Raw genomic sequence first — 20,778 nt, forward strand, 5'->3', positions numbered from 1 at the left:
TGGGGAAGGTTCCTCCTAAGTGTAAACTGAAGGGTGAACCGGTATAAATGGCTGCTTCAGGGCTGCTTTGCCACGGCCCTCATCCTTGGAGGGCTGGGGTGCCATGGCGGCTCCCAGAGCTCTTCGCAGAGCGACGTCAAGCAATATCATGTGCGCGGCGTAGTGGTTTCTACCGATGCCTCCAAGGGCTCGGTCACGCTGGATGGCGACGCCATCCCCGGCTACATGGAAGCCATGATCATGCCGTATCAGCTGAAGAATCCCACGATCATCAGCGAGCTGCATCCGGGCGATACGATTACGGCGACGCTGCTGGCTTCGAACGACAGCGACGTGCTGGATGAGATCGACGTCATCAAGCAGGCGAAGGCCGATTATGTGCCCCCTGTGACGTATCACCCGCTCGATCCAGGTACGCCTGTTCCCGATTTCAAGTTGCTGAACCAGAGTGACCGTACGATTCACCTGGGGCAGTTTCGCGGAAAGATCCTGCTCATCACATTTATCTATACCCGCTGTCCGCTGGCGGATTACTGCCCGCGCATGAGCCGCAATTTTGCGGAGCTGGACCGGGCGCTGGCGAAGGACCCGGCACTGTATGCGAAGACGCATCTGCTGAGCGTGAGCTTCGACCCCAAGTACGACACGCCCGCGGTGCTGAAGAGTTATGGCGGCAGCTACACGGGCAAATTCACGCAGGAAAAGTTCGAGCATTGGGACTTCGCCGCTCCGCAGGAGAAGGAGCTCCCTGATGTGCTGAAGTTCTTTGTGCTCGGCGTCACTCCGGAGAAGGACAAGACAATTACCCACTCGCTTTCAACGATTGTGGTGGGGCCGGACGGCAAGGTGGCGAAGTGGTACGGCACGAATGACTGGACCCCCGATGAATTGCTGAAAGACGTGAAAGAATTGGACGCGAAGAACGTTGCGGAGAACAAAGGTAGATGATTGCGATTCTGATGGGAGTTACGGGTTCGGGCAAGTCGACAGTCGCAAAGGCCCTGGTCGAGCTGACCGGGTGGCAGTTTGCCGAGGGCGACGATTATCACAGCGAAGCCAACAAGGCGAAGATGCACGCGGGTATTCCGCTGACCGACGCCGATCGTGCGCCGTGGCTCGAAAGCCTGCACGAAGTGATCGCGGGCTGGTACAAGGCTGGGGAGAGCGGCATCATGACCTGCTCGGCTTTGAAGCAGTCGTATCGGGATACCCTGGCGAAGGACGTTCCAAAAGACATGTGCCGGTTTGTGCTGCTTGATGTGCCCTATGATGTGCTGGAGAAGCGGATGCAGGCGCGTAAGGGGCACTATATGAATCCCGACCTGCTTGCGAGCCAGATAGCGACACTGGAGGCTCCGGCGGATGCCTTGAAGGTCGATGCGACCGAGAACCCGGCCATGGTGGCGAAGAAGATCGTGGCGGCACTGGGCGCCAAGGCTTAAAGTTTTGCCGCGTTTGCGGTGTTTGATGAATCTTGTTGAGAGGCGATAGTGATGGCTAAGCTAACGATTTTTTTTGGACTGGTTTTGATTCTGGTGGGCGTGTTTGGGTTTGTGGGCACGGGCAGTCATGCGCCGACTGCGCTGATTCCGGCCGTGATCGGCCTGATTCTTGCGATTCTCGGTTTCCTTGCGAACACTGACGATGCAAAGAAGCGCATGCTCAACATGCACATTGCAGTCACGGTGGGCCTGCTTGGCTTCCTCGGTACGGCGAAGAGCATTTACGACTACATCGAGATGAAGACCGCGGGACGCCAGTTTCCGCATCCCGCCGCGGTGACGGAGAAGGCTGCGACAGCAGCGGTGTTGCTTTTCTTCGTGCTTCTTTGCGTGCGTTCGTTCATCGCTGCGCGCCGGGGACGGGCGGCTTAAAAGATGCCTTCCGGAATGAGGATGGGCAACATGTCGGCGAAAGCGGAACGCTCAACCTCTTCGCGTGGTGCGATGCGGGCCGCCGCCGGCGACATGCCCAAGCGGAAGCCGAAGATGAAGAAGGTGCTGCCGGAGATTTGGCGGCTGGTTCGTCCGCGTCGCTGGCTGATTCTTTTTGGCCTCATCCTCACCGCCGTCAGCCGTGCTGCGGGTCTGGTGCTGCCGCTTTCGACGAAATACTTCATCGATACGGTGCTTACCCACCACCATGTAGAGAAGCTGCTTCCGCTGGTGATAGCAGTGTTCGCCGCAACCGTTGTCCAGGCATTCACTTCATTTGCCCTGACTCAGCTTTTATCGAAGGCAGCGCAGCGGATGATCGCGGATCTGCGCATGCAGGTGCAGGAGCATGTGGGCAGGCTGCCGGTGCGTTTTTACGACGATAACCGCACGGGCGTGCTGGTGTCCCGCATCATGACGGATGTCGAGGGTGTTCGCAACCTGATCGGAACGGGGCTGGTGGAGCTTGTTGGCGGCCTGCTGACGGCGGCGATGGCGTTCGTTGTGCTGATTCGCGTGAGCCACAAGATGACCTTCATGGTCTTCGGCGTGCTCCTGATCTTTGGCCTGGTGCTGCAGTATGCTCTGCGCACGATCCGGCCGATCTTTCGCGAGCGCACCAAGATCAATGCCGAGGTATCGGGCCGTCTGACCGAGTCGCTGGGCGGCGTGCGGGTGATTAAGGGGTACCATGCCGAGCAGCGCGAGTCGGCGGTCTTCGCCGAAGGCGTAAAGCGGCTGCTTGAGAACGTCATGAAGACGTTAACCGGCACCAGTGCCTTGTCGTTGGTGTCGACGGGCATTATGGGAATCGTCGGTGCGCTGGTGATGCTGGTGGGCGGCCACGAGGTGCTGGCCGGACGCATGACGACCGGTGGCTATTTCCAGTACACCGCCATGCTTGCATTTATGATCATGCCGGTCTTCCAGATCGCGAATATTGGTACCCAGCTGACGGAATCAGTTGCCGGCCTGGACCGCACGATTGAGCTGCTTGGCGAAAGCGACGAATTCAGCGACCCTGAGCGAACAGAGCGCCTGGGCACGATCCAGGGAGACGTGGTCTTCGACCGTGTCGAGTTTGCCTATGAGCCTGACAAGCCGGTGCTGCGCGGCATTTCGTTCGAATCGAGGCCGGGAACGGTGACTGCGCTGGTGGGTTCGTCGGGATCGGGCAAATCGACCATTATCAGCCTCATCTGCGCCTTCCATAAGCCGAATACGGGCCAGGTGCGGATCGATGATGTTGACCTGGCGACGATCCGGCTGGACGATTACCGCTCGCAACTTGGAGTGGTTCTGCAGGAATCGTTTCTCTTCGATGGCTCGATTCGCGATAACGTGTTGTTTTCGAATCCCGGTGCTACCGAGGAGGATTTTCTTTCCGCCTGCAGAATTGCCCGCGTGGATGAGTTTGCCGAACGCTTTCCAGAGAGGTACGACACGATTGTGGGCGAGCGCGGCGTGAAGCTTTCCGGCGGTCAGCGGCAGCGGCTTTCGATTGCGCGCGCCATTCTGGCAAATCCGCGCATCCTGATCCTCGACGAGGCAACTTCTTCGCTCGATTCCGAGTCGGAGGCGATGATTCAACAGGGGTTGAACTTCCTGATGCAGGGCCGGACCACCTTCGTGATTGCGCACCGGCTTTCGACGATCCGCCGGGCCGACCAGATCCTGGTGGTCGAGGCCGGGGAGATTATCGAGCGTGGCACGCACGACAGCCTGTACGCACTGGGGGGCCGCTACCACGATCTCTATACGCGCCAGCATGGGCTGGACCAGAATCTTTTCCTTGCGCCCGGCGAGGGAGATATCGTGGTCGAGGAAGCAAAATAAGCCTCGTCTAAGCCTGGTGGCCTCGGCCTGTAAAACGAAATTTCACCTATTCCCTGCACAAATCACGTAGCATCAAAGAGAAGAGATTCTGATGCTGGACACCTCCAGGCCCGTGGCGTTCGACCGCCTCGGCCGTGATCCGGGCTTGGTGTCCCGCTGTCCGGTCACATCCGGCACAAAAAGGTGGATTTCCTTTTGCGACATAAGTTTACAGCGCCCGCGGCGCTGGTTTTAGGTGTGTTTCTCTCCATGAACGGAGCCCGGGCGATGGCGCTCGATGAGACTCCGAACTTGCCTGACGATCCTTCGATCCAGCAGGCGAGCGGAGAGACCGATACAAATAAGCAGCAGCCATTGACGGCTGAGGAGCAGTTGAAGCTGCAGGAACAGCAGCGCGTGATGGGGGTGATGGCTACCTTCAACACGACGAACAATCGCGACGCGGCTCCGCTGACTTCGAAACAGAAGTTTTCACTGTTCTTAAAGAGCGCCAGCGATCCCTGGCCTTTTCTGTTGTCGGGCTTTCTGGCCGGTATCAACCAGGCGCAGACCGACCCTTATGAATACGGTGGAGGCTGGGAAGGCTATGGGAAGCGTTTTGGCGCCTCCTATGGTGACTATTTCATCGGCAACTTCTTCGGCAATGCGCTTTTGCCCTCGCTACTGCACGAAGACCCGCGCTATTTCCAGATGGGGCAGGGCAGCTATAAAAAGCGTGCGTTATGGGCAGCGGCCAGCACGGTATGGAGCAAGCGCGATAACGGCGGCTGGGGCTTTAACTACTCGAACATCATCGGCAACCTGATCGGTGCTTCGATCTCGAACGTCTATTATCCGGCCTCGGAGCGGACGGTGGGCGACACGATCAGCCGTGGTTTCACGGTCAGCGCCGAAGGCATTGTGGGTGCGGAAGTGATCGAGTTCTGGCCGGACATTGCCCGCGCTCATGCCCGCAAGACGCGTGAGAAAGCCGCGAAAAAGCAGGCTCAGCAGGACGCAAAGGACGCTGCCAGCCAGCAGGCGAGCCCTAAGAACTAACCTCCATAAAAAATCCCCGGCCGCAAGACCGGGGTTTCAGGAGGTTGTTTCTAATAACTCCTCAAGATTAGTTCCAGGTACGGTCCACGTCTTGGTCCGGATGATCGTTTTTTGACTCCACCGTTTGGTGGAGTTTTTTCAGGACTGTTTGGCTTCGAGCTCGGCCCAGCGGGCGTAGAGAGTATCGGCTGCGGCCTGGGCGCGGTCCTGTTCGACGAGGGCCGCCTGCAGGCGAACCGCGTCGACGGCCACGGCTGGATCTTCAAGCGTGGCACGTGCTTTCTGGAGAGCCTCCTCGGCTTCCATCACGCGTTCTTCGATGCTCGCGAACTCTCGCGCTTCCAGATACGAAAGCTTTTTCTTCGACCCGGATTGTGCCGGAGCTGCTTCCGCGGGCTTCGCGGTCTCGGCGGGCCGCTTCTTTGCCTGCTCGCGTTCGGCGAGCCAGGCTTCCCACTGCTCGTAGTCCGCGAAGACGGCGGCGTTGCCGTCGCCGTCGAGTCCGACGACGATGTTTGCGATGCGGTCGAGCATGTAGCGGTCGTGGGTGACAAGCACCAGCGAGCCGGGGTACTCGAGCAGCGTCTCTTCAAGAATTTCCAGCGTGGGAATGTCGAGATCGTTGGTCGGCTCGTCGAGCAGCAGGACATCGGCTGGCTGCAGCATGAGCTGCGCGATGAGCACGCGGGCGCGCTCGCCGCCGCTGAGGCGCGAGACGGGCTGGTTGAGCTGTTCGCCGGTGAAGAGAAAGCGAGCAGCCCACGAGGCCACGTGGATGACGCGATCCTGGTAGACGATGGAGTCGCTCTCGGGTGCGAGGGCGCGGCGGAGCGTCTGGTTGCCATCGATGGTGCGTGCCTGCTCGAAGTAGGTGAGGCGAAGCTGGTTAGCACGCTTGATCTGGCCTGATGTGGGTTCGGTTTCGCCGGTCAACAGGCGCAACAGCGTGGTCTTGCCGCTGCCGTTCGGGCCGACGAGGCCTACGCGCATGCCTGCGGTGAGATAGAAAGTCAGCTTGTCGAAGAGGGTGCGGTCGCCGACTTTGTAGGTGAGGTCTTCGAGCTCTACTAGCCGCTTGGTCTGGCGGCCTGTCGATGTGAAGTCGAAGTTCGCGCTGACGGTTTTGCTGCGCGAGTTCAGGTCGGCCAGTTCGGCGATGAGGCGATTCGCGTTGTCGATGCGTGCCTTGGCCTTGGTGGCGCGGGCCTTCGGGCCGCGGCGGAGCCACTCTTTCTCGGTGCGGACGCGATTTTCGAGGGCTTCCTGGTGACGCGTCTGCGCGTGCAGGAAGGCTTCCTTGGCTTCGAGAAACTGGCTGTAATTCCCGGCGGAGCGCAGCATGCCGTTGGGGTAGGCACGGTTCAGCTCGGCCATCTGTGTGGCCACGTTCTCGAGGAAGTAGCGGTCGTGGCTGATGACGACGGTGGCGAAATCGCCCGAGGCAAGCAGCGACTCCAGCCACTCGATGCCTACGAAGTCGAGGTGGTTGGTGGGTTCGTCGAGAAGCAATAGGTCAGGCTGCTGGACGATTGCTTCCGCGATGGCGAGACGCTTGCGCCAGCCTCCGGAAAATGTAACTGCCTCGGTATCGAGACTGTCGAAACCGGTGAGGCCGAAGGTCAGGTGCAGATGCTGGTCCCAGTCGGACTCGGCGATGCGCGCCCGCTTGAGTGCGGCTTCGAGCACGTTGCGAACCGTCATGCCGGCAGAGAACTCGGAGTCCTGCGCGACGTAGGCCATGCGCAGGTTCTTTCGCGGAGTGACCTGGCCTGCATCGGCGTCGATCTCACCGGCGAGCATCTTCAGCAGCGTGGATTTGCCGCTGCCGTTGGGGCCGATGAGGCCGATGCGGTCTCCGTCGTTGACGGTGAAGGAGACATCGCGAAAGAGCGTGGTCGCTCCGAAGGACTTGGTGATGCTCTGTGCGTTGAGAATAAGCAAGCGGTTTCAATCCTGATTTGCTGGCGGTTCTTCGCAGCGGACGCAGTAGAGAATGCGACCGATGTGCTGCGCGCGTCCGGCTTGGGTCGTTACCCACGGCCGCTCTTCCCAGGGCGGACGATGCCGGACGTGCTGGCCGTGTCCGCAGGCAAGGTCGGCGACCCAGTCTCCCTGCTCGTCCTGGTGAAAGCCGCGAATAGGTTGCGCCTTGCCGGGGCGAGTGTCGGAGGTCATCGTGTTGCAGTCTTCGGCCTTCCCGGCATGGGAAGGCCGTTCTGTTGGTGGCTCTGGTCCTGCTACTTGCTGGCGCCGGAGGTGGCCGTCAGGAATTCCTCATATGGGCCCTTGAAGTCGTCGATGGTGCCGTTGTCGAAGTGCCAGATGCGGGTGGCGACTTCGTCGATCAGGTCGTGATCGTGAGTGACCAGCAGCAGCGTGCCTTCGTACTTTTGCAGCGAGATGTTCAGCGCGTTGATCGATTCGAGATCGAGGTGGTTGGTTGGCTCGTCCAGGATGAGGATGTTCGGCTTCTGCATCATGAGCTTGCAGAAGAGCAGCCGCGCGGTTTCGCCGCCCGAGAGTGCCTTCGTTGGCTTGAGTCCTTCTTCGCCGCGGAAGAGCATCTGGCCGAGGATGCCGCGAATTTCTTCAGCGGACTTCTTCATGTCCCACTGGTGCAGCCAGTCGGCGACGGTCAGCCCGTGCTCGATCATGCCGGTGTGGTCCTGCGGGAAGTAGCCGATCTGGGCTTCGTGTCCCCACTTGATTTCGCCAGCGGTCAGCGTGAATTCCTTATCCTTGAGATCCGGCTCAGCGGTCAGCAGGGACTTGAGCATCGTGGTCTTGCCCTGGCCGTTACGGCCCATCAGTACGATCTTGTCCCCGCGCTGCACCATGCCGCCGAAGCCCTGAATCACCTTGAGGTCATCGTACGACTTGGTGACATTCTCAAACTCGAGAGCGGTCTTGCCCGAGGGGCGATTGATGTCGAAGCGGATGTAAGGACGCGAGATGTTCGAACGGGCCAGCTCGGTCGTTTGCAAGCGCTCGACTTCTTTCTTACGGCTGGTCACCTGCGTCGAACGCGTACCGGCGGCGAAGCGCGCGATGAACTCGTTCAACTGCGCGATTTTCTTCTCGCGCTGCTCGTTCTGTGACTCGAGGCGGCTGCGCACCTGCGTCTTGGCGACGACCATGTCATCGTATCCACCGGTGTAGGTGATGATGGTCTGGTAGTCGATATCGGCGGTGTGGGTGGTCACGCTGTTGAGGAAGTGACGGTCGTGCGAGATGGTGATGAGGGTGCCCTCGAACTTGAGCAGGAAGTCCTGCAACCAGTGGATCGAATCGAGATCGAGGTGGTTCGTAGGTTCGTCCAGCAGCAATGCCTGCGGATTGCCGAAGAGCGCCTGTGCCAGCAGCACGCGGACCTTCTGGCCACCCTGCAGCTCGCTCATCTTGCGCTCGTGTAGCTCATCGGGAATGTCGAGGCCCTGCAGCAGGATGGCTGCATCGCTCTCGGCGGTGTAACCGTCTTCTTCGCCCACGACGCCTTCAAGCTCGCCGAGGCGCATGCCGTCGTCATCGGTCAGCTCGGCCTTGGAGTAGATGGCGTCGCGTTCTTCAAGCGCGGCCCACAGCGGAGCGTTGCCCATGATGACGGTATCGATCACGCGGTAGGCGTCGAATGCGTACTGGTCCTGGCGGAGAATGCCGAGCTTCTTCGGGCGTACGACATTGCCCTTCTGCGCGTCGAGCTCGCCGGTCAGAACCTTCATAAAGGTGGATTTGCCCGCGCCGTTCGGGCCGGTCAGGCCATAGCGGCGTCCGGCGATAAAGGTGACACTGACGTCTTCGAAGAGAATCTTGGCGCCGTAGCGCATGCTTACGTTGCTGACTGAGATCATGTTGTTCCTGTACTTCTATTATCTGCGAAGTCGCCGAAAATAGACGCCACGATGCGCGGGATTTAACCGCTTTTGCGGCGGAATCCAGTCAAAAGCCAGCGATGTGCGCGCAAATACAGGAGAGAGTGGGGAAATCAATCGCCTGCGATGCCGATTTCGTTGCCCTCCGGGTCGTGAAGAGCGAGGTGCTGGATCTTTCCGTCTTTATCGCGATATGCCTTCACGTCCGTGCCTTTCTGCTTCAGGTAGAGATATGTCTGTGCGACGTCTTTTGTATTGAAGACAATGTGCAGCCAGCCCTGCTCGGCGGCGTCATTGGCTATTCCGTGACGGGCTGAGCCCTTCTGCCATACGAGATCGATGCGGGTGCCGGGCATAGTCATCTGGTAGCTGAGAAAGCCGCCGCTGCCGAGGCGCGGACCGCGCTGGAAGCCAAAAATATGCTGGTACCAGAGGGATTCCTTTTCGAGGTTGGCGACCGAGGCGGTGGCGTGATGAATGGAAAGCCCCAGTGGATTTGCCGGTGCGGACTGGGCATGCAGTGGCCGGTTCGCGGCAGATAAAAGTAACAGGGTTATGCAGAACTGCAGGATTGTTCCGGCGGGCACCGAACGGCTCATGAATATTGGACGTGATCGGCAACGCCGAAGACGGCATGGTTGCGGAAAGCAGTCTGCTGCGGCGATCTGCTATTTTTCAGGAGATGCGAATTCATCCGATCGTTCTCTCCCTGGCTGTCGGCGCAACCGCCCTGGCACAGACCTCTCCTGTTGCAACCCGGCTGGCTGCGCAAAACGAGCTCTTCGAGCAACAGTATCAGTCCGACCTGAAGCTTTCGCCGCAGCTGGCTACGAGCCTTGGAGACTACCGTTATAACGACCAGCTCGGCGACTATTCCATCGCAGGGCAGGAGATAGCGAACAAGGCAGACGAGCGTTTTCTGGAGCGCATCGAAGCGATCTCGACCGAAGGCTTTCCGGAACGGGACCAGCTTTCGCATGACCTGATGGTGCGCACCCTGAAACAGCGAATCACGGATTATGGCTTCAAGGACTGGGAGATGCCGGTGAACCAGATGAACGGCGCTCCAACGGACCTTGCCGACCTGCCGCTCTCGGTCCCGTTCGACTCAGTGAAGCACTATGAGGACTACATCGCGCGCCTGCGGCAGATTCCGACGGCCCTGAAGCAGACCGAAGAGGTGATGCGCGCCGGCATGAAGGACAACCTGATGCCGGTGAAGTTCCTTCTCGAAAAGGTGCCCGCGCAGATCGATGGTATCGTCTCGGAAGATCCTTACCTGATTCCGACGAAGAAATATCCGGCATCCATCTCCGCTGCCGACCAGCAGCGCCTGACCAGGGAGATTACCGAAGCCGTCAACACCCAGGTCTTCCCGGCATATAAGGCTTTCAGGGCGTTTCTTGTCGATGAATACGATTCGCACGGCCGTACCACCCTTGCCATCACTTCGCTTCCGAATGGCGAGGCTCGCTACCAGAACGACATCGTAGATTCCACGACAACGCATATGAGCGCGAACGAGATTCACGAGATCGGTCTTAAAGAAGTTACCCGCATCAATGCCCAGATCGAAGAGATCGCGCACAAGGAAGGCTTTGCCGACGTGGCCAGCTTCCGCAAGTCGCTGACTACGAATAAGAAATATATTCCGACTTCGAGCGAGCAGATTCTCGATGACTACCGGCACTATATCGCGCAGATGCAGCCGAAGTTGAAGGATCTGTTTACCGTGATCCCGTCGCAGCCCGTGACGGTGGAAGCGATTCCTTCGTTCCAGTCGGCGATGGCTACGCACTACCAGCAGGGAACACCGGATGGGAAGCGCCCGGGACGCGTAGTGGTGGCGACCTCGGATTTCGCCCACCGGTCGCTGGTTGGCGATGAATCGATTGCCTACCACGAAGGCATTCCGGGTCATCATATGCAGATCTCCATTGCAGAAAGCCTGAAGGGAATTCCGAAGTTCCGGACGATCCAGTTCAACTCCGGTTACATCGAAGGCTGGGCCCTTTATGCCGAGCAACTGGGCAAGGAAGTCGGCTTCTACCAGGATCCGGTCAGCGATTATGGACGACTGAGCAGCGAGCTTTTCCGCGCGATGCGCCTGGTTGTGGATACAGGCATCCACGAAAAGGGATGGACCCGCGAGCAGGTCGTCGAACAGCTGCGGACCACTGGCATCGATGAGCCCGAGGTGCAGTCGGAGACGGACCGCTACATCGCGTGGCCGGGGCAGGCTCTGAGCTATAAGCTGGGGCAGTTGACCATCCTGAAGCTGCGCGCCCGTGCGAAGGAGCAGCTCGGCTCGAAGTTCGATATAAGGACCTTCAATGACGAGATTCTTTCCGGCGGAGTGCTGCCTCTCGATGTGCTGGAAGCTCGGGTCGATAAGTGGATCGCCGGGCAGAAGGGGCTCTGATCACATTGCGGAGACGCCTGTCCGGCTCGTCCGAAGTGGGATCATTGACGGCGAGCGGTCGAACGGAGAATGATGCAGTTGGAGTTCGGAGTCTTCAGTCGCGGTATGGATTGCCTGCCCTGCGTCAATAGGCAGTCACATAGTTTCGGCCGTGTTCGTTTTCTGACCTCTGGCCCCTCGATTTCGCCATGCATTTGCCATCTAAGAGATAGACATGACGAAAGATCCTGAAGATCAGATTGCTGAACTTCGCCGCGAGCTTGAATTTGTTCGTGAGCGTGAAAAACTTTTGATCCAGATTGACGCTGCTGCCCGCGTCGCCACAGATCCGAGTGAAATTACCGATAGCGCTGTTCGCCTGCTTGGGCAGCATTTGCAGGTAAATCGCTGTGGCTATGCCGAGGTCGAATCCGACCAGGACAGACTTGTGGTCGTGGGCAACTATGTCGATGGTCTGCCGTCGATCATCGGTGAGCACACGCTTCGTCACTTCTCGAACTCTGCCTATGACCTGCTGACAGTGGGACAACCATTCATCGTGGAAGACTCGGAGATGGATCCGCGCTGTGCAGAGGGCATCGAGACCTTTCGCGCCGCGGCGGTGCGGGCGACGATCTCGTGGCCGCTGATGAAAGAGGGTCGGCTGCGGGCAATTCTCGCAGTGCATTCGAAAGAGCCTCGCATCTGGAATTCCCAGGAATCGGACATGGTAGGCTCGGTTGCTTCCCGCTGTTGGGAGTCGATCGAACGCGGGCGAGTGTTACGCGCCCTCGAAGCCGACCGCGAAGAACTGCGGCTTAAGTCCATCGAAGCCGAACGCCAGCATGCGGAGCTGAAGACGATCTACGATACTGCGCCGATCGGGCTTGCTTATTTCGATCTGGACGACTACCACTACCTCCGTTTGAACGAGCGGCAAGCTGCGTTCTTCGGCCTGAAGCCCGCCCAGGTGGTTGGCAAGACGCTTACGCAGATGGCGCCCATCGAGGGCCTTCGTGAACTTTTTGACCAGGTAGCTCGCGGCGAGCCGGTCATCAACTTCCCGCTGGAAGGGACGCTGGTGACGGATCCGGTTGAGTACCGCTATTGGACTGTGAGTTATTTTCCGGTTTACGGCCCGGACGAACAGATCCAGGGCATTACCGCGGCATCGCAGGAGATCACGCAGCAGAAGAAGGCGGAAAAGGCTCTCATGCAGTCGGAGAAGATCGCTGCCGTGGGACGCCTCGCTGCTTCCATCGCTCACGAGATCAACAATCCGCTCGAGTCCGTCACGAACCTGCTCTACCTGGCGAGTCACAGCGACGATCTTGAGGAGGCTCGTGAATTTCTCAAGATCGCGGAGACAGAGCTGCAGCGGGTCTCCGCCATCACGGCGCAGACGCTTCGGTTTCACCGGCAGGCCAGCAGTCCGCAGGAGGTCGATACGGCAGCGCTGGTGATGGAGATATTGAACGTCTACCAGGGCCGGCTGCACAACTCCAACGCAGAGCTCGCGACGCGGCTGCGGGCACAGCGCACCATCCGGTGCTTTGCCGGCGAGATCCGGCAGGTGCTTGCCAACCTGATTGCCAACTCGCTGGACGCGATGAGCCAGGCTCCCGGGTATCTGCATATACGCACGCGCGAAGGTACGCGATGGTCTACGGGCGAATGCGGCATTGTGTTTACCGTCGCCGACAGCGGTTCCGGCATCTCGAAAGAAACCGCCAAGCGCCTCTACGAGCCTTTTTTCACTACAAAGGGAACGATTGGCACGGGTCTTGGCCTCTGGGTCAGCAAAGAGATCATCGATCGCCATCGGGGAACGATCCGCCTGCGCTCAGTCCAGTCACAGAAGCGCCATGGGACTGTGTTCACGATCTTCTTTCCGTTCGATGGGGCTGCGTGCTGAAGCCTCGCTGCTTCTGGAAGGGCCTGCCCTTTTACAGGACATATCTCCTAAAAGAAACAGGGGCGTATGCCGGTGCGCTCTAGCGCACGAAGTGGGTGACGATCTGGTTGGTCGCGAGAGCGGCGATGTAGGCGAGTCCGGTCATGTAGACGAACTGCAGGGCAGGCCACTTCCAGCTATTGGTTTCGCGCTTCACGATGGCCATGGTCGAGGTGCACTGCATGGCGAAGGCGAAGAAGACGACCAGCGCCAGCGCTCCACCCAGGGTCAGGTCATGGCGAAGGGCAGCCTGCAGGTTGAGTGACTGCGTGGCGGGGTCGGCTCCGTAGAGAGTGCCGAGCGTTCCGACGATCACCTCACGGGCGACAATCGAGCTGAGCAGGCCAATACCAATCTTCCAGTTGAAGCCGAGGGGTCGGATGACCGGCTCGATCCACTGACCGACGTGTCCGACGACGCTGCCGGGCAGATCCGAGTGGAAGGGGATATGGCTAAGGATCCAGAGCACCACGGTGACGCACAGAATGATGGTGCCTGCCTGCTTCAGGAAGACCTTGCCGCGATCGACGACGCGCAGGCCCAGCGAGCGCAGGGTGGGCAGGCGGTACTGCGGGAGCTCGAGGATGAACGGCGCGGTCGAGGTCTTGAGGATCGACGACTTCAGCAGGCGCGCTGTCACCAGCGCGGCGAGAAAGCCGAGCAGATAAAGCGAAAGCATCACTGCGGCTTTCATTCCGAAGAAATCCCCGAGGATAGGCTTGTTGGGGATGAAGGCCGAAATGATCAGGATGTAGATAGGCAGGCGCGCCGAGCAGGTCATGAACGGCGTGACCAGGATGGTTGCGAAGCGGTCGCGCTTATTCTCAATGGTGCGCGTGGCCATGATTGCCGGAACTGCGCAGGCATAGGCCGAGAGTAGCGGAATGAAAGCCTTGCCGTTGAGGCCGATGGATCGCATCATGCGGTCGGCGATGAGCGCGGCGCGGGCGAGATAGCCCGAATCCTCAAGCACTCCAATAAACAGGAAAAGCAGCAGGATCTGCGGCAGGAAGACGAGCACCGAGGCCACGCCTTTCCAGATGCCGTCGATCAGCAGCGATTCCAGCCATCCAGTGCCGAGGAGGGTTCCGACTTTATCGCCCACGGCGTTCAGAACACTGCCGAGGCCATCGCTGAGCGGCTGTCCGATGGAGAAGACCACCTGGAAGACGGAGATGACGACGGCAAGGAACAGGATCGGTCCGGCAATGCGGTTCAGCAGGACGCGGTCGAGCTTCTGTGTCCACTCGGACGAGAGCGGCGCCTTGTACTTGGTGCGCGTGCTGATGCCGGTGGCCCACTGGCGATAGGAGCGGGCGTTGCCGACGACGGGCAACTCCAGCCGGTTGGCGCTGGGCAGCGTAGGCTCGCTCTTGCGATTGAGGAAATGCGTGATGGAATCGAGACCGGTGCCACGCGAACCGCTGATTTTGGCAACCGGAACGCCGAGCTCCTGCGCAAGCGCGAGTGAATCGACCTCGCCGCCGCGCGTTTCCATCAGGTCGCTCATGTTCAGCAGGACCAGCGTAGGCAGGTTGAGCGCAAGAATCGGAGCGGCCAGCATTAACTGGCGGCGCAGGTGCAGGGAATCGAGCACCAGCAGGACGGCATCCGGCACAGGGCTGCCGGGCATATTGCCGTGCAGCACGTCGACGGCGACGCGGGCATCTTCGGAATACGAATCGAGAGAATAGATGCCGGGCAGATCGATCAGGACGAGGTCGCTGCGGCCGATGCCGCTGAGCTTACCGAAGTGCTGCTCGACGGTCACGCCGGGGTAATTTGCGACCTTCTGCCGGAGTCCGGTGAGGCGGTTGAAAAGGGTGGACTTACCGGAGTTTGGCGGTCCGACGAGGGCGACGGTGCGGATCTTGCCGGCAACGCGCGGGGTGAGCGATTCGGCGGGCAGTTCGATGGTATCGGTGGAACAGCAGTCGCTCATCGAGTCCCCTCCTCGGCCAGCCGCACGCGGATTGCGCGGGCCGTGTCCCGGCGAAGCGCGATCTCGAAGCCGTCGATGGCATAAACGGTGGGATCGCCTGCTGGTGCGCGGCGAAGTACGACGACCCGTGCATCGGGCGTAAAGCCCATGTGCATCAGGTGGTGCCCCACCTCTTCCGGCAGATCAAGGCTTTCGACAACCGCCATGGCTCCGATATTCAGCTCGCTGAGTGCCTTCAACTTCCGTCCAACCCACGTTAAAAATTAATGATATCGCAATGCGGACTGAATTGCTCGCATTTAGGGGGAGATTAGAATCCTGACCATGAACTTTGACGATTTTGTGACAAGTCTGAATGGTCCGGAGCCACCTGAGAACCTGCCCCTGCTGGCAGTAGCGATGTGGTGGGACGGCAAGGGTAAGTGGAACCGCGCCCATGAGATCGCGCAGGATATCGATACGCCCGAGGGCTCGTGGGTGCATGCCTACCTGCACCGCAAGGAAGGCGATGAGGGGAACGCCGGGTACTGGTATCAGCAGGCCGGCAAACCGCATTCGCGTCTTCCTCTTGAAGCCGAATGGGACGAGATATCACGCGCGCTGATCGCCTGAACTGTTCGATTCCGAACAGCCTTTCCGTGTCCGGACAATCTGCACGATTGCCGGATAACGCAAAGCCGTTTGTCCTGAGCGTTTTGCCACTTTCCTGGTCTGGGCCGGTGCTTGCAGTTATGTGTGACTGGAGAACTGCAGATTATGGTTCAGGACATTCTTTACGCTCTACGGCAGCTAAGAAAATCGCCGGGGTTTGCGGTGACGGCGATTCTTACACTTGCGTTGGGGATTGGCGCGACAACAGCGATTTTTACGCTGGTGCACGCGGTACTGCTGAAGTCGCTTCCAGTGGCGAAGCCGGAAGAGCTCTACAAGCTCGGTAACAAAACGCATTGCTGCGTGTGGGGCGGTTATTCGCAGTCGGAGGAGTACTCGATCTTCTCCTACGAGCTTTATCGCTATTTCCGCGACCACACGCCAGCGTTCAGCGACCTGGCAGCGTTCCAGGGAGGCAATGAGTCTCTCTCAGGCCGGCGGGCCGGCAGCAGCCAGCCGGCGCAGCCATTCAATGGCGAGTTCGTGTCGGGGAATTTCTTCCGCACCTTCGGTGTGCAGGCGTGGGCAGGCCGCATGTTGAACGAATCGGATGATCATCCCATCGCGTCACCGGCTGCCGTCATGAGCTTCCATGTCTGGCAGCAAAAGTTTGGCAGCGACCCCGCTGTGATCGGCTCGACCTATCAACTCAACGGCAAATCCTTCACCGTGGTGGGAGTGGCAGCGCCGGGGTTCTTCGGCGCGTTCCTGGGCAGCGGCCGGACTCCAGACTTCTGGCTGCCATTGCAGATGGAGCCGATGCTCGAGGGCGCCAGCTCGCACCTGAACACGCCGGACACCCACTGGCTCGAGGTGATCGGGCGGGTGCGTCCGGGTACGGATCCCCGGCAGCTCGAATCGCAGTTGAAGCTGGAGTTGCGCCAGTGGCTGGACAGCCATGCCGCGGACATGCCGCAGCAGACCAGGAATGACATTCCCAAGCAGACGCTGCATCTGGCCCCGGGCGGCGCCGGCATCACCCAGATGCGTGAAGACTATGGAGCGGGACTGAAGCTGCTGCTCGCGGCTTCCGGCTGCGTGCTGCTCATTGCCTGCGCCAATCTTGCAAACCTGTTGCTGGCTCGCGGACTGGGAAGAAAACAGGAGCTGTCAGTGCGGATGGCTCTCGGGGCTTCGCGTCCTCGCCTGGTGAAAAAAGCGATAGTGGAGAGCCTGCTGCTGAGTGCACTGGGAGGGCTTGCCGGAATTGGAGTGGCTTATGCCGGCACCACGATGATTCTTCACCTCGCATTCCGCAGTAAGGATTATGTTCCGATCGATGCGGCTCCTTCGCCGGCGGTGCTGTTGTTTGCGTTCGGTGCGTCTTTGTTGACCGGTGTCCTCTTTTCGCTGGCCCCTGCATGGATCACGACGCATGCCGAGCCTGTAGAGGCGATGCGCGGAGCAAACCGGGCAATCGGCGCGAACGGCCCGAAGGCGGCGCTGCCGCAGCGGATCCTGGTGATGGGGCAGGCGGTGATGTCGCTGGTACTGCTGAGCTCTGCAGCTATGTTGTCGCAGAGCCTGCATCAATTGCACCATCAGAACTTCGGGTTCGAAACGCGAAACCGGTATATCGTGTGGCTCGATCCGAGAGAGGCCGGTTATAAACCGGAGCAGCTTGAGAACCTGTTCGAACGCCTGCAGGAACGGTTTGAGGCAATCCCGGGCGTGCATGCGGTCGGTGAATCGCTCTACGCGCCCATGAGCGGCGATAGTTGGAATAATGGGGTCTCGATCGAAGGCAGACCACCGAACAACTACGACGAAGCGAGCATGACTCGTGTCGGACCGGGATTCTTCGAAGCGATCGGCGACCGAATCGTCATGGGACGCCCCATCACGAAGCAGGACACGGCAGCTTCGAGAAAAGTTGTGGTGATCAACCAGGCCTTTGCGAAGAAGTTCTTCAAAAATCAAAGTCCCATCGGCCAGCACTTTGGGTTGAATAGTCCGAGCCACGCGGGCGATTGGGAGATCGTCGGCGTCGCATCCGATGCTCGTTACGTTACAGGTCCGATGAACGATCCGATACGGCAGATGTTTTTTGTGCCGGAGACACAGTCGGTTAACTTTGTCGAAGCAAACCAGCAACGCAGCGAGGTTGAGTCGCATTATCTGCAGAACATCGTTCTTTGGGCCTCGGGGACGCCGGCAAACCTGAACGACCAGGTACGCCATGCGTTGGCCGACGTGGACCCGAACCTGGTCCTGCAGGACTTCACATCGTACGACGAGGTACTCAGCCTCGATTTCTCCCAGCAGAATATGATCGCTCAGCTCACATCGCTGTTTGGCGGGCTGGCGTTGGTCCTGGCGGCGATCGGTCTCTACGGCGTGATGTCTTATGCGGTAGAGCAGCGGCGTGGCGAGATCGGTATCCGCATGGCGTTGGGCGCTGATCGCGTTTCGGTCGTGAAGATGGTGATGCGCAACGCATTCACGCAGATTGCTTTCGGGCTGGCGCTTGGGGTTCCTGCGGCCATCGGAGCGGGTTACGCCATCGCCAACCAGCTCTTTGCGGTGAAGCCGTACAGCCCGGTGATTCTGGGAGGGGCTGCATTGCTGCTGAGCGGAGCGGCGCTGATTGCGGCGGCGATTCCGGCCCAGCGCGCCTCGTCGGTCGAGCCGATGGAAGCCTTGCGCGCCGAATAAGTAACGATTACGGAGAAGAATATGATCGATGACCTGAAATTCGCTCTGCGTCAGTTACATAAGGCTCCGGGATTTGCACTCGCTGTGATCGCCACGCTTGCGCTGGGTGTGGGCGTGAACACGGCTGTCTTCAGCATGGTGGATGGATTCCTGCTGAGGAAGCTGCCGTACCCGGAGCCGGAGAAGCTGGCCCTGTTGATGACGCATGTCGAGGGCATGCACGGAGACGCCCAGGAGAACAGCAGTGTCGATACGAAGATCTGGCGGAACGTCCACGACAATGCGCGTTCCGTAACGATTGCGGCTTACGAGGAGAGCATCGACTCTGAGGGAAACGGAGCGAATCTGAACCCGGGAAGCGCGGGTGGAAATGCCGCCCGCTATGTCCGCTCGGGCGCAGTCACTTCGCATTACTTCGAGGCTTTGGGCATTCGCCCCTACCTCGGCCGGGAGTTTTCGGAAGAGGAAACGCTTGCGGGCGGCCAGAATGCGGCGATATTGAGCTATGCGCTCTGGCAATCAACCTTCCATGGTGATACCGGAGTGGTGGGCCGATCTGTCGAGATCAAGGGAGAGCCCTATTCGGTGGTAGGCGTGATGCCCGCGAACCTCGCCGCTCCAGGTGGAAACGCGGAGTTATGGACCTCGTTGAAGCCCGGCATAAATGGTGCTTGTGACGGTTACGATTGCGGCATCATGGTGCGTTTGAAGCCGGGGACAAGCTGGCAGCAGGCGCAGTCGGAGCTGGGACGAATCGAAGTGCATCCCGACTACGAACACGCCAAGAGTGCCCGGCTCTACGCGCAGCCGATGGAGCAGAGTAATGCATCCGGCATGAAGCCGAAGCTGACAGCGTTGATGCTGGTGGTGGGTGCGATCCTGCTGATTGCCTGTGCCAACCTCGCCGGACTTACGCTGGTGCGGATTTCGCGACGCACGCAGGAGATTGCCACGCGCCTGGCACTGGGCGCTACACGCGGCGACATTCTGCGCCAGGTGTGGATCGAGAATTTGGTGCTTGCCGTCATCGGTTCGCTGGCCGGACTCGGGCTTGCGGAACTCATTCTGGCAGGACTGCCTGACTTTTTGCCGAAGGGGATGATACCGGCCCAGGGCCTGGCCCTCGACTACCGAGTGCTGGGCTTTACGCTGGCGTTGAGCGTGGGGACGAGCCTGCTCTTCGGAGCGTTGCCTGCCCTGGTGACGCGGCGTGTGGACCTGCGCACTTCGCTCGCAACCTCAAGCCGCTCGATTGCCGGAGGGTCCAACCGTGTGCGCAAGACGCTTATTGGCGCGGAGATCGCGATTACACTGGTGCTGATTGCCGGTTCAGGCTTGCTGGTGCGCACGCTCACACACCTTGAGACTCTGCCTCCGGGATTCGATTCGCATAATGTGCTGACGGCTAAGGCATCTCTCGATGATGCGCGCTACCGCGATGGCGCGGCTTTTCAAACGCTCCTCCGCAATAGCGTTGCCGCGATGAAGCGGATCCCAGGCGTGGAGGACGCAGCGGCAGGATTAAGTTTGCCCTATGAGCGTGGGCTTAACCTTCCCATTCTCATTCTTGACGGGAAGCAGGCAGGAAACGGTACGGCCTCGAGCATGACCTATGTCACTCCAGAATACTTCTCAACTCTGCGCGTCCCACTGCTGACCGGTCGCGGGTTTACTGACAGCGATACAGCCACAAGCGAGCCGGTCGTCGTGGTGAATGCGGGATTTGCGAAGGAGTTTTTCGGGACGACAGCCGTAGTCGGACGGCATATCGCAAACTCGTTCGGCGCGAGCCACTCGACGCCGATGGAAATTATTGGCGTGGTCAGCGACGTGACCAAAGAGCAGGGAATTCGATCGTCGGCGCCGCTTGGCACTGAACCTGTCTACTACATGCCCGCGACGCAGTTTCCGGTGTCGGGCCTCGCCACTGTGCACACATGGTTTCAGCCTTCATGGATCGTACGCGCAGATGCAATCACGCCACAGTTGCCGATTGCTATGCGTGAGGCGATGGCGAAGGTGGATCCTCGGCTGCCATTCTCAGGCTTTTATTCGATGGATCAGATCATGCGGCATGAACTCGAGACGCAGAGGATCGAGGTGCTGCTGCTCACGGTGCTCGCTGGGTTGGCGTTGTTGTTGTCGGCGGTGGGCGTATATGCGCTGGTTTCGAGCCTCGTGGTACAACAGATGCGCGAGATCGGCATTCGCATTGCGTTGGGAGCTTCGACCGGCCGCGTGATGCGCGAGATGCTTGCTTCCGGAGTGGTCGCCGCTGGGTTTGGCATCGCTGCCGGATTGGGAATTTCGCTGCTGGTGCTGCGCGTGTTGAAGAGCGAATTGTATGGCGTGGGCGTGTACGATCCTGTGACGTTGATTGGTGCTCCGCTGCTGTTGGCTCTGATTGTTTTGGCAGCGAGTGTGCCTCCTGCGCTGCGGGCGGGGCGGGTGGATCCGGCTTCTACGCTGCGGTCGGAGTGAGCCTCAGGGCCTGAAGG

General features: G+C 59.6%; 16 protein-coding genes. 10 read left to right on the forward strand and 6 right to left on the reverse strand.

Annotated elements, in window-relative coordinates; genetic code table 11:
- The first annotated feature begins 33 nt into the window (after positions 1–33).
- The 5 genes from LJD29_RS17195 to LJD29_RS17215 all read left to right on the forward strand — a co-directional run bounded on the left by LJD29_RS17195 (position 34) and on the right by LJD29_RS17215 (position 4,808).
- Positions 34–948, forward strand: coding sequence for an SCO family protein (locus LJD29_RS17195; protein WP_446742792.1), 915 nt, complete (start codon positions 34–36; stop codon positions 946–948).
- A complete protein-coding gene (locus LJD29_RS17200) occupies positions 945–1,442 on the forward strand; it encodes a gluconokinase (protein WP_446742793.1) in 498 nt (165 codons plus the stop codon). Before LJD29_RS17195 ends, LJD29_RS17200 begins: the two co-directional genes overlap by 4 nt.
- A 51-nt stretch (positions 1,443–1,493) precedes the next feature.
- Entirely contained in the window at positions 1,494–1,874 is a 381-nt protein-coding gene (locus tag LJD29_RS17205) for a hypothetical protein (protein ID WP_446742794.1), read from the forward strand.
- 30 nt (positions 1,875–1,904) lie between these two features.
- Complete coding sequence (locus LJD29_RS17210) at positions 1,905–3,770, forward strand: ABC transporter ATP-binding protein (protein WP_446742795.1); 1,866 nt, start codon at positions 1,905–1,907, stop codon at positions 3,768–3,770.
- 195 nt (positions 3,771–3,965) lie between these two features.
- Entirely contained in the window at positions 3,966–4,808 is an 843-nt protein-coding gene (locus tag LJD29_RS17215) for a hypothetical protein (RefSeq protein WP_446742796.1), read from the forward strand.
- Positions 4,809–4,946: 138 nt separating this feature from the next.
- Here the strand turns inward: LJD29_RS17215 and LJD29_RS17220 are convergent, their stop codons facing one another.
- From LJD29_RS17220 to LJD29_RS17235, 4 genes are all read right to left on the reverse strand, one after another.
- Positions 4,947–6,749 (reverse strand): ABC-F family ATP-binding cassette domain-containing protein, encoded by a 1,803-nt coding sequence (locus LJD29_RS17220; RefSeq protein WP_446742797.1) that lies wholly within the window; start codon positions 6,747–6,749, stop codon positions 4,947–4,949.
- Between the two features lie 6 nt (positions 6,750–6,755).
- The gene (locus tag LJD29_RS17225; RefSeq protein ID WP_446742798.1) at positions 6,756–6,983 is read right to left on the reverse strand and encodes a DUF3565 domain-containing protein; all 228 of its coding nucleotides are present in this window, start codon (positions 6,981–6,983) and stop codon (positions 6,756–6,758) included.
- A gap of 62 nt (positions 6,984–7,045) precedes the next feature.
- Positions 7,046–8,656, reverse strand: coding sequence for an ABC-F family ATP-binding cassette domain-containing protein (locus LJD29_RS17230; RefSeq protein ID WP_446742799.1), 1,611 nt, complete (start codon positions 8,654–8,656; stop codon positions 7,046–7,048).
- A 134-nt stretch (positions 8,657–8,790) separates the two neighbouring features.
- The gene (locus LJD29_RS17235; protein ID WP_446742800.1) at positions 8,791–9,276 is read right to left on the reverse strand and encodes a VOC family protein; all 486 of its coding nucleotides are present in this window, start codon (positions 9,274–9,276) and stop codon (positions 8,791–8,793) included.
- 11 nt (positions 9,277–9,287) lie between these two features.
- On the opposite strand from LJD29_RS17235, the gene LJD29_RS17240 reads away from it, so the two are divergent.
- On the forward strand, positions 9,288–11,099 hold the full coding sequence (locus tag LJD29_RS17240; protein WP_446742801.1) for a DUF885 domain-containing protein: 1,812 nt from the start codon (positions 9,288–9,290) through the stop codon (positions 11,097–11,099).
- A gap of 214 nt (positions 11,100–11,313) precedes the next feature.
- The gene (locus LJD29_RS17245; RefSeq protein WP_446742802.1) at positions 11,314–12,993 is read left to right on the forward strand and encodes an ATP-binding protein; all 1,680 of its coding nucleotides are present in this window, start codon (positions 11,314–11,316) and stop codon (positions 12,991–12,993) included.
- A 79-nt stretch (positions 12,994–13,072) separates the two neighbouring features.
- Here LJD29_RS17245 and feoB read toward each other — a convergent pair whose 3' ends face one another.
- On the reverse strand, positions 13,073–14,974 hold the full coding sequence (gene feoB / locus LJD29_RS17250; RefSeq protein WP_446742803.1) for a ferrous iron transport protein B: 1,902 nt from the start codon (positions 14,972–14,974) through the stop codon (positions 13,073–13,075).
- Entirely contained in the window at positions 14,971–15,213 is a 243-nt protein-coding gene (locus LJD29_RS17255) for a FeoA family protein (protein WP_446742804.1), read from the reverse strand. The genes feoB and LJD29_RS17255 overlap by 4 nt, the downstream gene beginning before the upstream one ends.
- 85 nt (positions 15,214–15,298) lie before the next feature.
- On the opposite strand from LJD29_RS17255, the gene LJD29_RS17260 reads away from it, so the two are divergent.
- From LJD29_RS17260 to LJD29_RS17270, 3 genes are all read left to right on the forward strand, one after another.
- Positions 15,299–15,586 carry a hypothetical protein gene (locus LJD29_RS17260; RefSeq protein ID WP_446742805.1) on the forward strand — a complete coding sequence of 96 codons (288 nt, stop codon included), beginning with the start codon at positions 15,299–15,301 and terminating at the stop codon, positions 15,584–15,586.
- A 144-nt stretch (positions 15,587–15,730) separates the two neighbouring features.
- Entirely contained in the window at positions 15,731–18,280 is a 2,550-nt protein-coding gene (locus tag LJD29_RS17265) for an ABC transporter permease (protein ID WP_446742806.1), read from the forward strand.
- A gap of 21 nt (positions 18,281–18,301) precedes the next feature.
- The gene (locus LJD29_RS17270; protein WP_446742807.1) at positions 18,302–20,761 is read left to right on the forward strand and encodes an ABC transporter permease; all 2,460 of its coding nucleotides are present in this window, start codon (positions 18,302–18,304) and stop codon (positions 20,759–20,761) included.
- The last annotated feature ends 17 nt before the right edge of the window (positions 20,762–20,778 follow it).

The sequence above is a fragment of the Silvibacterium acidisoli genome (assembly GCA_022870745.1).
Taxonomy (GTDB): Bacteria; Acidobacteriota; Terriglobia; order Terriglobales; family Acidobacteriaceae; genus Silvibacterium.

Bases quoted from the DNA above. Each gene is read 5' to 3' on its own strand.
- LJD29_RS17200 (WP_446742793.1), top strand. From the start codon at position 945: ATGATTGCGATTCTGATGGGAGTTACGGGTTCGGGCAAGTCGACAGTC.
- LJD29_RS17205 (WP_446742794.1), top strand. From the start codon at position 1,494: ATGGCTAAGCTAACGATTTTTTTTGGACTGGTTTTGATTCTGGTGGGC.
- LJD29_RS17210 (WP_446742795.1), top strand. From the start codon at position 1,905: ATGTCGGCGAAAGCGGAACGCTCAACCTCTTCGCGTGGTGCGATGCGG.
- LJD29_RS17225 (WP_446742798.1), bottom strand. From the start codon at position 6,983: ATGACCTCCGACACTCGCCCCGGCAAGGCGCAACCTATTCGCGGCTTT.
- LJD29_RS17230 (WP_446742799.1), bottom strand. From the start codon at position 8,656: ATGATCTCAGTCAGCAACGTAAGCATGCGCTACGGCGCCAAGATTCTC.
- LJD29_RS17235 (WP_446742800.1), bottom strand. From the start codon at position 9,276: ATGAGCCGTTCGGTGCCCGCCGGAACAATCCTGCAGTTCTGCATAACC.
- LJD29_RS17245 (WP_446742802.1), top strand. From the start codon at position 11,314: ATGACGAAAGATCCTGAAGATCAGATTGCTGAACTTCGCCGCGAGCTT.
- feoB (WP_446742803.1), bottom strand. From the start codon at position 14,974: ATGAGCGACTGCTGTTCCACCGATACCATCGAACTGCCCGCCGAATCG.
- LJD29_RS17260 (WP_446742805.1), top strand. From the start codon at position 15,299: ATGAACTTTGACGATTTTGTGACAAGTCTGAATGGTCCGGAGCCACCT.
- LJD29_RS17265 (WP_446742806.1), top strand. From the start codon at position 15,731: ATGGTTCAGGACATTCTTTACGCTCTACGGCAGCTAAGAAAATCGCCG.
- LJD29_RS17270 (WP_446742807.1), top strand. From the start codon at position 18,302: ATGATCGATGACCTGAAATTCGCTCTGCGTCAGTTACATAAGGCTCCG.